Source organism: Wolbachia endosymbiont of Drosophila baimaii (assembly GCF_028982185.1).
GTDB lineage: Bacteria > Pseudomonadota > Alphaproteobacteria > Rickettsiales > Anaplasmataceae > Wolbachia > Wolbachia pipientis.
Genome location: NZ_JAPQLE010000127.1, coordinates 1 through 12,112 on the forward strand (window position 1 = coordinate 1; position 12,112 = coordinate 12,112).

The window sequence follows — 12,112 nt, forward strand, 5'->3', positions numbered from 1 at the left end:
ATCATAACTATATGCTGCTGGCATTCAACCTCCTTATCATCATCTATCCTTATCCTACCACATCCGGACTTTTATGGAAAGAGCTATACCTACAGATCCTGCACTTGCTACTGCTTCGTTTTTTACACAACTTACAACTTTAGCAGTAAAAACAATTTGGTATGCAGAAGCAAGACCAATAATGAATAGTAATATACATGCCAGGAGTTCACTAATATTGCATATAAAAAGTAATAAGAACACAATTATCATGGCCATAGCACAAGAAATTATTATTTCATAGTGCTTGGTTGGATTTTTTGCTAATATGTAAGGAAGTAATAAATGCCCAAAGCCTATTAGTATCCATTTTGAAATGCTATATGCAATGTGTCTATCTATAGCGTACATCTCATGCAAGAATGTTGCGGACCACGCATCTGCAAAGCCTTCTAATGGTCCAACCATAAAACCGTCAAACAAACCTATCAATAAAATATCTTTATTAAATATAACTTTGCTTAAATTTTTAATATTTAATTCTTCGTCTGAGGTGCCAACTTTAGGTATAGATATAAAGGTAGTTAAAGCAAGCAATAATCCAAGCATTATACATACAGTAAATAAATAATCCCACCCAAACTTATCAAGTAAGACATGTAATGGTTTGGTGGCAAATACACCACCTGAAATGCCAATAATAACCGATATGCTGAACATCATGGCAAATTTTTCTCTATGGTAATAGATTCTTATTATTTTAAAGAGTCTAAGTACTGAAGCAGAGGATCCAATACCAGTAATTATTCTTCCAATAATAGAATAACTCCAATCATTAGAACTGACTAAAGGTAAAGCACCTAAAGATGTTAATGCAATACAAATCGGTATAACAACTTTAGAACCAAATCTATCTAAAAGAATACCTACAGGAATATGTGCTAACACATAACCTACATAATACAGTCCACAAAATTGTCCTATTTCTGTTGTTCCTATATTAAACCTTACTACCAATTGAGGAATTATAATATTTGGAATTACGCGTAATATATATTGGTATGCATAAAACAGTGACGCCAACAACCAGATTAAAAAATTCCTCTGCAATACTTTACCCCAAAGCTAGCGTTATAGATACTCTGTTTATAGAAAACAATATTTTTATGAATACTTATTTTAATTTACCGGAATTTTATACAGTTGAACTCATAGCCAACATAAGTAGTTTATGCATTAACTAAATTTTCCAGGTTCAAGTTTGGATGATGGAAAAAGTTCACTTTTTCTATTTTTAAAAGAGACCTTTTATTTTACTTATAATTTTTTCTACCATATCTACAACTGGCTCATGAATAAGGTATATGAAAAAAATTACACCACAAATGATAAGTATATTTATGATTTTACCCTTATTCATCTTTATCTTGAGCTTCACTTTTGTTACAAGATCCATTTTATTTATGTTTTTATTTCATGCTGACAATTATATCTTAAATATCATAATTTTCAGTAAAATTTGACTTCAGAAGTATTCTATTAATTCAATATTAACCTTTTTATGTGTAAAATAGTTAATATAATATTAAAGCAGGCTGATGAATATAAGCACGATAGATAATACGCTGCAAAATTACATAACAAAATACATTGAACAAACATTCGCTACACACGTGCTAGGCAATAGATACGACAAATTGTATAGGAAACTTCTAAGTGGTATAGAAGAGATAATAAAGCTTGCTGTAAATGAAGCAAAACACTACGATGAAAATTTAGAAGATCTATATAACGATTCAAGATTTAATAAGAAATTTATTCAAGCTGTTGCTAAACATCAGGTGTCGGAATTTTTAAATACTTATCCGAAAAGAAAAGAAATTGTTGCAGAATTTTACAATGAACATCACATTAACGAAAGTGATTTAAAGACTCTGGAAAAGGGGAAAGATTTAGTAAATAAAATAAATAACATTAACTTACTGCAACAAAATGAAAAAAATGAGGAATTCAATATTAGAAAGACACTTGCTCAATCAATAAAAATGCCTTCCATAGAAAAACACAAGTTAGAACATTCAAAATAACCTTGGCGAAGTATGGCAAAATATACAACTTATGGATAGTCTATTTCATTTTAACTCCTGGCACGCTTTAGTAATACTATCACATCCAATTTCTAATTGTTCCTGAGAGGTTGCATAAGAAATTCTGATAAAATTTTCTAGACCAAATGCAATTCCTGGAACCACAGCAACCAAATGATCTCCCAGTAAGTATTCAGTAAAATCTAAATCATTATTTATTATCTTACCACTTTTTGTGCTTTTACTGAGCAATCCTTCACATGAGACAAATAAATAAAACGCACCTTGTGGAACAGACGCTGATAATCCCGGGGCAGAATTTAGCTCTTTCACCATAAAATCTCTACGACTCTTAAAAATCCTTGTTCTTTCTTTCAAAAAACTATGATCACCGTTTAATGCTGCTGCTGCTGCTGCTTGTGCTATCGAATTTGGATTAGAAGTGCTTTGAGACTGCAGCGTAGAGATAGCTTTTACCACATCACTTCTACCTGCAATATACCCTATTCTCCAGCCTGTCATTGCATAGGCTTTTGATACTCCATTGACTACAAAAACTCTATCATAAAGCTTCGGCTCAACCTGAGCGATAGTAAAAAACTTTTCGTCGTATATTATATGCTCATAAATATCATCTGTAACGACATTCATATGTGGATATTCAAGCAATATTTGTGCTATGTCTTTCAATTCATCACATGTGTACACAGCTCCTGCAGGGTTGTTCGGTGAGTTAAGAATTAACCATTTAGTTTTTTTAGTTATCCTGCTTTTCAATAATTCCGCTGTCAGTTTAAAATTTTGTTTGCATTCTACTACAACTGGCAAGCCGCCAAAAAGACTTACCATATCAACATATGAAACCCAATAAGGAGCTGGAATAATAACTTCATCTCCAGAGTTAATTGTTGCCATGAACAAATTGAATAACACCTGCTTAGCACCTGTACCAACACAGATTTGGTTAAGCGTGTACTCGAGGTTATTATCCTTTCTTAACTTATTAATTATTGCTTCTTTCAGCTCATGCGTTCCATCAACAGCAGTATATTTAGTCTTACCTTCACTTATTGCTTGAATAGCTGCTTTTTTTATATGATCTGGAGTATCAAAATCCGGTTCTCCTGCAGCTAAAACACAGATCTTTTTTCCTTCATTTTTCAACTTATTTGCCTTATCAGTTACAGCAATCGTAGGTGATGGTCTTATTAGGAACATTCTTTTTGCAAGGTCTGACATATTTTACTGAAGCTAAATTTAAATGATAAACCCCGTACAACAAAAAAGCTAGGAATTTTGTGTATTGTATTAGTAGCTTTTTACCAGGTTTACCAACGCAGCAATATTTTCAACTGGAGTATCAGGGAGTACTCCATGTCCGAGATTAAATATGAAGGGTAAATCTCTAAAGCAATCTATTATACGTTTTGCTTCTTTGATTGCTTCCGTTTTATTATAGGCTAAAAGATTAGGATCAAGGTTTCCTTGTAGAGGGATGTTTAGATTCGCTTTCGCCCATTTTATTGGAACATTATAATCTATACTTACTGCAGATACACCTGTTTGTTCGCAGTAATCTTTATAAAGATTTCCAGCAGACCTTGGAAAACCTATTATTGGAAAATCAGAAAATCTATCCTTTATTGCCAAGATAATTCTCTTTGTTGGTTCGATAACATATTCTTTAAACAATGGTTCCAATAACGCACCAGCATTACTGTCAAATAACTGAATAACATCTGCTCCAAATTCTATCTGTTTAATTAGATAAATAATCGTTACTTCCGTTATTCGTTCAATTATTTCCTTCAAACACGAAGGATAAAAATTTAATACTTTGGAAAAAGTTTTGCTGCTCCCACCTTCTATGATGTATGAGGCTACTGTCCATGGTCCACCAGCAAATCCTATGAGAGATTTTTCTTTTGGTAATTGGCTTCTGACTTTTTTTATAGCGTTTAGAATTGGTAAGGTTTTAGTTTCAATTTCTTGTGGACCCTTCAATTCCTTAGGACTTTCCACGGGTTTTATTATTGGACCTACACCGCGTGCGAAATTCACGTTACAACCCAAAACATCAGCTATTATTAAAATGTCTGAAAAAATTATCGCCGCATCCATGTCAAATCTTGTCACCGGCTGTAACGTCAATTCTGTCACTAAATCTGTGTTGTAGCATATCTCCATAAAATTATTCATATTTTCTACTGCTTTGCGGTACTCAGGAAGAGACCTGCCAGCCTGACGCATTAGCCAGATAGGCACTCTTCCACCCGGCTCATTTCTCTTAATAATTTTCGCTATTGTTGTTTTGCCGCTTTCCAATCTATTCTATTTATTCTTTTGCACATTAAAGTATAGTAATAATAATAGTTCTATCAATAACTTGTTGCTAACTTAAAATTCAGTAAAAATTGGCGTTGTTCAACTTGTGGATAAATATGTGAGTAACTCTCGTATATTATTGATTTTCTCTTATGATTTATGTGTATAAGTAAGGTGTTTAGAGTGTTAGTAATTTTCTTTTATGGAAAATACTTTACCATCATGCATTGTTACACAACTATGTATATATTGTTGAAAAAGTTGTTGATCAATTGTTGGTATTTTATATCAACAAATAATTCACAAATTAATTTGACATTATTCACATGCTTATTAAACATTTAATAACAGTTTTCTTGATAAATCTAATCTGAAAACGTTTTTGCCATTACAGGGAATAAATTGAGTAAAAAAAGAACCTTAGTAGAAAAAATAGCATATAGAATTTTTCTCTTCCTTTTCAAAAAAGCTTCTGTGTTGAAAAAGTGTGCGACTGAGGCATTAATGAAAGATCTGCCAGACCTTAATATATTTAATGGTCTATTAAAATTCCGCGATTGTGGTATAATGGATATAATGACTCCACGTACAGAGATATGCGCAGTAGACATTGAGTCAAGCGAGCGTGAAATAATAAAGAAGATAAAAAACACTTGCCACACTAAAATACCAATTTATAAAAATAACTTTGATAATGTAATAGGCTTTTTTTATGTAAAAGATGTTATTTTTAATAGGGATAAAAATTTTAATCTGAAACATATTATACAAAGCGTAATATTTGTTCCACCCTCGATGAAGACAACTAATCTTTTTGTTAGGATGAACTCTTCTAAATCATGCTTAGCTATCGTATTGGATGAATATGGTGGAACTGATGGTTTAATTTCAATGACTGATCTTATAGAGGAACTAATACCAAACATTGATAGTGAAAACGAAATAAATTCAGAATATACCATTACTGAATTGTCTCAAAATAAGTTTGAAGTATCAGCAAGGGCTCTTATAAAAGATATAGAAGAGGATCTAAAAATAGAATTACGTGACCCTGAAGAAGACTATGTTACACTTGGTGGTTTGATTCTTTCGATTGCTGGTAAAGTGCCTTCTGTAGATGAAGTCATTAAATATAAAAATGGTATGAAGTTTATCATCAAAGATGCAAATGAGCGCTACATTAATAAAATAGTACTAGACTTAAGTGATTACAAAAATTAGATTTGGTACCCCTTGTCGGGGAATGCCTTGACACGAAGAAAAAGTTGTAATAACCAAATATGCAACTCAAGTTATAGTTAAACCTATTTCCAGCAAATTATTTTCGCAAGTATAATGCATTTCAGTGTTATAGTACTCTAATAATAAAGAGGTCATATAGATATTAATATCTTTTGTATTTAAATTAGTGTCATTTTTTTTGATTAATTTGTCTACTAATGATTTGCTTATTGGTTTGTGTTCATTTAGAATTTTTATAGTTAATAGCATTTTATCTTCTGTTTGACTCAGTAAAACAGATACTAGTTCAACTTCCGCCACTGCACTGGCTATAGTTAGCACCATATTAGAAATTATCTTATTTATCTTTTCAATTAAATCTTCCTTATTTTTTGCAGAGTATGCGTCTATTTTCCACGTAAGCTTTACTTTTTTTTTAATAAATAATTTTCGATATTAGATTTGGTCTTATCAAAGCTATAATTATCCATTGAAGAAGAATATGCCTGCTTCATAACTTTATGTTTATATATTAAATCATCGGAGCTTTCTTTAAGAAACAACAACGCTTCCTTCTGCGCATCAGCATCATTCTTATCTATTACTTCAAGCTCTTTTACGCCAAACGTTATTCCATTCATAGAGTTAGCAAAGTCATGAAGCAGCCGTCCTGATAGCAGTTCCGTTATTAACAGTATGTTTTTGGTATTTTCGTTCATTGGATAATTATAAATGATTTAAGTTACCCTATATTGGTAAGTATATAATAGTCAATTAAGAGAAAGTTTCGTTGCACTTTTTATATCAAGGCATTAATATAGTATTAACAATTTTAAAATTTATAAAAGGATTATGAATACTTATACTAGATCAGGAATAGATATTGAACTATATAATAAGTTAATAAAAGAAGTCAAGCCTATTGCTCAAGAAACTACTAGAGAAGAAGTAATCAGCGAAATAGGTTCATTTTCTGCGTTATTTGATTTTGCTGCACTAAGTAAGAAGTATGACCATCCAGTACTCGTTTCCTCAACTGATGGAGTAGGTACGAAACTGTTGATAGCTCAAGAAGTGAATAAACATGATACTATAGGTATAGATTTAGTTGCAATGTGTGTAAATGACTTACTTGCACAAGGAGCAACGCCTTTATTTTTCCTTGATTACTTTGCAACAGGTGTTTTGAGCAAGGACGTTTTATTATCTGTGGTCCAAGGCATTGCAAAGGGGTGCAAGCAAGCTAAAATAGCATTGGTTGGTGGGGAAACTGCAGAAATGCCTGGAATGTATGGTAATAATCACTATGACCTTGCAGGGTTTGTGGTTGGTGTAGTTGATCGAAAGCAAATTCTTCCAAACTGTAGTATGATGAAAGCAGGTGATTATATAGTTGGCTTAGAGTCAAGTGGAATTCACTCAAATGGGTTTTCTTTAGTGCGCCATGTTTTCAAAAGCTTAGGTATAAATTATAACGGTACATCTCTATGGAATAATAAATCTTGGAGTGAAATACTACTTGAACCAACAAAAATATATGTTGATTCTTTGCTGCCTATCATGTCACAAGTAAAAGGTATTGCGCACATCACGGGTGGTGGTTTGGTAGACAATATTCCGCGAATTCTTCCAAAAAACTTATTTGCAAACATAGACATTAATTTCTGGAAATGGCCAGATATATTTTTATGGCTAACAAAGGAGGGTAAAATAGAGAAGAAAGAAATGCTAAAAACATTTAATTGTGGTATTGGTATGGTATTGATCGTAAGTTCTGAGAATATGCAAAACGTGAAAAATCATTTCCAAAAACGTGGAGAAAAAATTGAAATTATTGGAAAACTTGATGAGGCATGTAACCCTCCACTTGATAGAGTAGTATTTAGTTAACCTAACTTTACTGACAGTCTTTTTGCAATTTCTAGGTATGCTTCCTTTAAATCTCCTAAATTCAAACGAAAGACATCTTTATCTAGCTTTTTACAAGTATTTTTATCCCATAATCTGCAGTTATCAGGGCTAATTTCATCAGCTAAAACGATTTTAGTACTGTCATTTATTAATCTGCCAAATTCTAACTTGAGATCAACTAAATATATACTTGCATTTGAAAATAGGTGAACTAATATTTCGTTGATTTTTAAAGTTGTAGTTTTAACTTCATCCATTTCTTTGCTAGATAGCCAATCAAAATACAGTATGTGATTTTCACTTACCATTGGGTCGGCTAGGTAATCATTTTTGTAAAAAAAATCGATTATAGGAGATGCAAGCCTCTCACCTTCTTTGATATTAAAACGTTTGCAAAAGCTGCCAGCTGCGACATTTCTAACTACTACCTCAAGAGGTATTATCTTGAGTTTTTTGACTAGCTGTTCTCTTTCGTTTAGAGTTTTTATAAAGTGTGTGCTAATTTCTGCTTTCTCAAGCTTTTCCATGATAAAAGCACTAATATGATTATTAATTATTCCTTTACCATCGATTATTTCATATTTTTCCTTATTGAATGCTGTAACATCATCTTTAAAGTGCTGTATGACAATTGATAAGTCTTCAGTTTCAATAATGGCTTTCGCTTTACCTTCGTATATCGTTTTATTCAGTGACATGTTTAATTTAACTATATACTATATCAATTTACTATTCTTAGAGTATAGCCCCAAATAACTTAAAATAAACCTTAATGGCATTCAATGTTACAATATTAACCATATTCCCAGAAATGTTCCCGGGGTTTTTGAACTATTCTCTTGCCGGAAAAGCGTTAGAAAAAAAAATATGGAACCTTGAAGTAATAAATATTCGTTCTTTTGCGAAAGATAAACATTCAACTGTGGATGATGTTCCATATGGAGGTGGAGCAGGAATGGTTATGCGTTCTGATGTAGTTGGTGATGCAGTAGATAGTATGCTCTCTGTTCATAAAAACACTAAGTTTATTTACATGACTCCATCTGGAACTAAGTTTAATCAGAATATTGCCAGAGAATTATTAGAGTTTCCTCATATAACAATATTGTGTGGTCGATTTGAAGGTATTGACCAAAGGATAATTGATGCGTATACTCCTTATGAGTTAAGTATTGGAGATTATATACTTTCAGGAGGTGAGCCAGCTGCAATGGTGGTTCTTGATGCATGCATTAGACTTCTTCCAGGTGTAGTAAATAATACCGATAGTATTACTGAAGAAAGTTTTAATTATGGTGGTGGTGTACTTGAATATCCTCAATATACTAGACCTGAGCAGTGGAAGGGATATAAAGTACCTGAGGTTTTGTTATCTGGCAATCACAAAAAAATAAGTAATTGGAGGCAGAAGCAGTCTCATGTTATAACAAAAAAGCGTAGGCCTGAATTATTGAATGGAGAGATAAATGACAAATTTACTTAAAAAATTTAACGAACAGCAAATGCAAGTGTTAGCTAAAGAAATACCAGAATTTCGTCCTGGCGATGATTTGAAGGTCACTTTTAAAGTAGTTGACGGTACAAGTGAACGTATACAGATATTTGAAGGTGTATGTATATCAAAAAGGAACCGCGGGTTACATTCTTCTTTTGCAGTCAGAAAAGTGAGCCATGGAGAAAGTATAGTGTCTCAGTTTTTTGTTTATTCTCCTGCACTGGTTTCAGTGCAAGTGACAAGAAAAGGAAAGGTTCGTAGAGCAAAACTGTATTATCTGTGCAAACTATTTGGAAAAGCTGCAAGGATCAAAGAGCGTACTACTTATGTTAAAAAGAAATCTAAGTAGATACAATAGGGAGTGATATCAATTGTATCATCTCAGAACTCTCTCTTGTCATCCCGGTGCGTGACACACAACTGTACGAACATTGTGTTTGCCTCCCGCTGTGGTGTCATCCCAGTGCTCCGACACTGGGATCCAGCATTCATTATTCTCCTTTTGGTTTGTGCTTTCATGGAAAATGTAAAAATTATTTGCAGGCAAAGCCTGCTAGATCCCAGTGTCAGCTACTTGCATGACAAAAAAGGGGAAAGTTTTTTCAAATCCTCGTGTAAAGAAAAGTAAATGAGTATAAAGAAAAAATTCCTTAAATTACTTCAGTCAAGGCGTGTACATGCTCGTATAAAAAGGAAAAATAAAAAGAATAGAGCGCTACGCTTTTGTTCTTTCACGGCACTAGTTATCTCACTTGGCTGTCCTGTGTGTATATTGTTGAGTATATTAGTTAACTCTTACAGTGCCTTAACAGTAACGAAAATTTTATTGCCAGTTGAAATAAATGCTGATCTTACTTTGGCGAGTAATCCTAGTGATTTGCGGTATAAGTCCATTGGCTTACTCAACGATTCTTTACGTAAGGTGTTTGGAGGAACTGATTTTAAAGACGGTGACGAAATTTTAAGTCGTAATTCTTACAAAGAACTAGAGAAATTTTTTCGTAAGAAAGTAAAAGATAGTGGTGAATATGAGATCTGGTTTACCGCGTCAAGTATAATTAATTCAATAAATAAAGATAAACATTTGAATGATCGTTATGCTAAATTACTTGATTGGCTAAAAGAAAAGAGGAGAGTGAAAAAATTTTTTAATAAGTCTTTATTCCTTAAATCTGACTCTCGTGAACCTGAAAATGCAGGGATTTTAGGAGCGTTTATCGGCTCATTGATGACAATTATAGTGTGCCTAGCATTAGCATTACCAATAGGAATTATGTCGGGCATCTGTCTTTACGAATTTATGCCTAAAAATAGGCTAATGACTAATATTGTAGAAATTAGCATGAATAATCTTGCTGCAGTGCCTTCAATAATATTTGGTGTAGTGGGCTTAACTCTCTATCTTGGCATATTTGGGCTACCACGCTCTTCACCACTTGTTGGTGGAATGACTCTTTCATTTATGATGTTACCTAATATTATAATTGCAACAAAAAATGCCTTTGCGAATGTTCCTATTACGATAAAAGATGCAGCGTTTGCGCTCGGTGCACCTCACATCAAGGTGATATTAGATCACTCTTTACCGATTGCGTTACCAAGAATAATACATGGTACTGTGCTTGCAATTGCAAGGATTTTAGGTGAATCTTCTCCTTTACTTATGATGGGTATGGTGGCATTTATTGCTGATACACCTACGTCCTTTTTCGATCCGGCGACTGTTCTGCCTGTACAAATATACATATGGTCAAGTAGTCCTGAAATTGCATTTATTGAACTTGCTGCTATTGCAATTATAGCTTTATTATTGATGTTATTTGCGTTAAATTTAGTAGCAAATTTTGTAAAAAGGAAATTCGAATTTTTTAATTTTTAGCAATTCATGAAAATCACAGTCCTATCTGGTTATGGCTTAAATTGCGAAAAAGAAACTGCATTTGCATTTATGGAATGCAGCAGAAAACTTGGTATTGGTAATATTGAAGTAAAAATCGTTCACATTAACGATATCATAGATAATCCAGGTGAACTGAAATTAAGCAATATACTTGCAATTCCAGGGGGTTTTTCCTATGGTGATGACACTGGTGCTGGTAATGCGTTTGCTTTACGTATTAAAAACAACTTGTTGGATGAGTTTCAAGAGTTTTTATCTCAGGACAAGCTGATTATAGGAATATGTAATGGTTGTCAGATATTAGTAAAATTAATTCCAGAGTTCTCTAATCTAGCTTTAATCCATAATGATATAGGCAATTACCAATGCCGCTGGATTAGAGTGAGAGTTAATCCGCAGAGTAATTCTGTTTGGCTACGGGGCCTGAGTGAACTATATCTCCCTGTTGCTCATGGGGAAGGCAAATTTTTTATGGATCAAGATATTTTGAACCAATTGATTGAGAGCAATTCCACCGCATTACGTTACATTGATAAAAATGGCAACTATGCTAACCTACAATTTCCTTACAATCCGAATGGATCTACATACGACCTAGCAGCTTTATCAGATAAAAGTGGAAGAGTGCTAGCTTTAATGCCCCATCCAGAAAGGGGAATATTTTTTACCCAGCAAGATAATTGGCCCCTTGAAAAAGAAAAGAGCAAGCGTTTAGGTGTTGCTGTGCCAAAATATGGCGATGGAATGCTTATATTTGAAAATGCACTGAAGTATTTTTGTTAAAATTTATTGATAGGGATTTATGGTCGAAATTATCCCCTGATATTGCAAAAAACTTGCTTGACAAGCCTTGCCAGTCCCCTTATCATGAAAATGAAGCTATTTATTTATCTTCTCTGTACAGATTAAATGGTAAAAAAACTCACGTATCTGGCGTCCCATGTTTAATTTTTTGCACTATGTCCATCTTATGTCTCTATAAAATTTCTAGGTTTTTACCTAATATAAGCTGAAATGCGCTTATAAAGCATTTAAAATATCAAAAGACGCCAACTTAAAAAATGGATAGTGAATAATTAGCTACCCTAGGGTTTCTTTTGCCTTTTTTTCTGTTTAGTAAATTTCTTGATGTTTATAATTTAGATTAATTGCGGCTTAAAAGCAACTGAATCGCGGTTATTAAACGTTTAGAAT

The 12,112-nt window shown here is 33.1% G+C and carries 14 protein-coding genes; 7 read left to right on the plus strand and 7 right to left on the minus strand.

Annotated elements, in window-relative coordinates; all coding sequences use genetic code 11:
- Nucleotides 1-54: 54 nt before the first annotated feature.
- Nucleotides 55-1,089: an MFS transporter gene (locus OZD66_RS04475; RefSeq protein ID WP_275022342.1), complete on the minus strand. Its 1,035-nt coding sequence runs from the start codon at nucleotides 1,087-1,089 to the stop codon at nucleotides 55-57.
- A 488-nt stretch (nucleotides 1,090-1,577) separates the two neighbouring features.
- Between OZD66_RS04475 and OZD66_RS04480 the strand changes: the two genes are divergently transcribed.
- The gene (locus OZD66_RS04480) at nucleotides 1,578-2,066 is read left to right on the plus strand and encodes a hypothetical protein (RefSeq protein WP_006280043.1); all 489 of its coding nucleotides are present in this window, start codon (nucleotides 1,578-1,580) and stop codon (nucleotides 2,064-2,066) included.
- A gap of 45 nt (nucleotides 2,067-2,111) precedes the next feature.
- Here OZD66_RS04480 and OZD66_RS04485 read toward each other — a convergent pair whose 3' ends face one another.
- Together OZD66_RS04485 and hemE are read right to left on the minus strand one after the other, a co-directional pair.
- The gene (locus tag OZD66_RS04485; RefSeq protein WP_182367476.1) at nucleotides 2,112-3,305 is read right to left on the minus strand and encodes a pyridoxal phosphate-dependent aminotransferase; all 1,194 of its coding nucleotides are present in this window, start codon (nucleotides 3,303-3,305) and stop codon (nucleotides 2,112-2,114) included.
- A 69-nt stretch (nucleotides 3,306-3,374) separates the two neighbouring features.
- Nucleotides 3,375-4,391 carry a uroporphyrinogen decarboxylase gene (gene hemE / locus OZD66_RS04490; RefSeq protein WP_182367479.1) on the minus strand — a complete coding sequence of 339 codons (1,017 nt, stop codon included), beginning with the start codon at nucleotides 4,389-4,391 and terminating at the stop codon, nucleotides 3,375-3,377.
- A gap of 402 nt (nucleotides 4,392-4,793) precedes the next feature.
- Here hemE and OZD66_RS04495 point away from each other — a divergent pair, with 402 nt between their 5' ends.
- Nucleotides 4,794-5,612 (plus strand): transporter associated domain-containing protein, encoded by an 819-nt coding sequence (locus OZD66_RS04495; protein WP_007549273.1) that lies wholly within the window; start codon nucleotides 4,794-4,796, stop codon nucleotides 5,610-5,612.
- A 66-nt stretch (nucleotides 5,613-5,678) separates the two neighbouring features.
- Here the strand turns inward: OZD66_RS04495 and OZD66_RS04500 are convergent, their stop codons facing one another.
- Both OZD66_RS04500 and OZD66_RS04505 read right to left on the minus strand, forming a co-directional pair.
- Entirely contained in the window at nucleotides 5,679-6,053 is a 375-nt protein-coding gene (locus OZD66_RS04500; protein ID WP_158246746.1) for a histidine phosphotransferase family protein, read from the minus strand.
- Complete coding sequence (locus OZD66_RS04505) at nucleotides 6,038-6,331, minus strand: hypothetical protein (protein ID WP_182367482.1); 294 nt, start codon at nucleotides 6,329-6,331, stop codon at nucleotides 6,038-6,040. The genes OZD66_RS04500 and OZD66_RS04505 overlap by 16 nt, the downstream gene beginning before the upstream one ends.
- Nucleotides 6,332-6,464: 133 nt before the next feature.
- Here OZD66_RS04505 and purM point away from each other — a divergent pair, with 133 nt between their 5' ends.
- A complete protein-coding gene (gene purM / locus OZD66_RS04510) occupies nucleotides 6,465-7,502 on the plus strand; it encodes a phosphoribosylformylglycinamidine cyclo-ligase (protein WP_182367485.1) in 1,038 nt (345 codons plus the stop codon).
- On the opposite strand, the gene purC is transcribed toward purM, so the two are convergent.
- Complete coding sequence (purC, locus tag OZD66_RS04515; protein WP_182367488.1) at nucleotides 7,499-8,221, minus strand: phosphoribosylaminoimidazolesuccinocarboxamide synthase; 723 nt, start codon at nucleotides 8,219-8,221, stop codon at nucleotides 7,499-7,501. The genes purM and purC overlap by 4 nt on opposite strands.
- 74 nt (nucleotides 8,222-8,295) lie before the next feature.
- On the opposite strand from purC, the gene trmD reads away from it, so the two are divergent.
- Nucleotides 8,296-9,006 (plus strand): tRNA (guanosine(37)-N1)-methyltransferase TrmD, encoded by a 711-nt coding sequence (gene trmD, locus OZD66_RS04520; RefSeq protein WP_182367491.1) that lies wholly within the window; start codon nucleotides 8,296-8,298, stop codon nucleotides 9,004-9,006.
- On the plus strand, nucleotides 8,990-9,367 hold the full coding sequence (gene rplS / locus OZD66_RS04525; protein WP_006279489.1) for a 50S ribosomal protein L19: 378 nt from the start codon (nucleotides 8,990-8,992) through the stop codon (nucleotides 9,365-9,367). Before trmD ends, rplS begins: the two co-directional genes overlap by 17 nt.
- 32 nt (nucleotides 9,368-9,399) lie before the next feature.
- Here the strand turns inward: rplS and OZD66_RS04530 are convergent, their stop codons facing one another.
- Nucleotides 9,400-9,537: a hypothetical protein gene (locus tag OZD66_RS04530; protein WP_182367494.1), complete on the minus strand. Its 138-nt coding sequence runs from the start codon at nucleotides 9,535-9,537 to the stop codon at nucleotides 9,400-9,402.
- A 109-nt stretch (nucleotides 9,538-9,646) separates the two neighbouring features.
- On the opposite strand from OZD66_RS04530, the gene OZD66_RS04535 reads away from it, so the two are divergent.
- Together OZD66_RS04535 and OZD66_RS04540 are read left to right on the plus strand one after the other, a co-directional pair.
- A complete protein-coding gene (locus tag OZD66_RS04535; RefSeq protein ID WP_182367497.1) occupies nucleotides 9,647-10,897 on the plus strand; it encodes a PstA family ABC transporter permease in 1,251 nt (416 codons plus the stop codon).
- A 6-nt stretch (nucleotides 10,898-10,903) separates the two neighbouring features.
- Nucleotides 10,904-11,701 carry a phosphoribosylformylglycinamidine synthase subunit PurQ gene (locus OZD66_RS04540; RefSeq protein WP_182319642.1) on the plus strand — a complete coding sequence of 266 codons (798 nt, stop codon included), beginning with the start codon at nucleotides 10,904-10,906 and terminating at the stop codon, nucleotides 11,699-11,701.
- The last annotated feature ends 411 nt before the right edge of the window (nucleotides 11,702-12,112 follow it).

Bases quoted from the DNA above. Each gene is read 5' to 3' on its own strand.
- OZD66_RS04480 (WP_006280043.1), top strand. From the start codon at position 1,578: ATGAATATAAGCACGATAGATAATACGCTGCAAAATTACATAACAAAA.
- OZD66_RS04485 (WP_182367476.1), bottom strand. From the start codon at position 3,305: ATGTCAGACCTTGCAAAAAGAATGTTCCTAATAAGACCATCACCTACG.
- OZD66_RS04505 (WP_182367482.1), bottom strand. From the start codon at position 6,331: ATGAACGAAAATACCAAAAACATACTGTTAATAACGGAACTGCTATCA.
- purM (WP_182367485.1), top strand. From the start codon at position 6,465: ATGAATACTTATACTAGATCAGGAATAGATATTGAACTATATAATAAG.
- purC (WP_182367488.1), bottom strand. From the start codon at position 8,221: ATGTCACTGAATAAAACGATATACGAAGGTAAAGCGAAAGCCATTATT.
- trmD (WP_182367491.1), top strand. From the start codon at position 8,296: ATGGCATTCAATGTTACAATATTAACCATATTCCCAGAAATGTTCCCG.
- rplS (WP_006279489.1), top strand. From the start codon at position 8,990: ATGACAAATTTACTTAAAAAATTTAACGAACAGCAAATGCAAGTGTTA.
- OZD66_RS04530 (WP_182367494.1), bottom strand. From the start codon at position 9,537: ATGAAAGCACAAACCAAAAGGAGAATAATGAATGCTGGATCCCAGTGT.
- OZD66_RS04535 (WP_182367497.1), top strand. From the start codon at position 9,647: ATGAGTATAAAGAAAAAATTCCTTAAATTACTTCAGTCAAGGCGTGTA.
- OZD66_RS04540 (WP_182319642.1), top strand. From the start codon at position 10,904: ATGAAAATCACAGTCCTATCTGGTTATGGCTTAAATTGCGAAAAAGAA.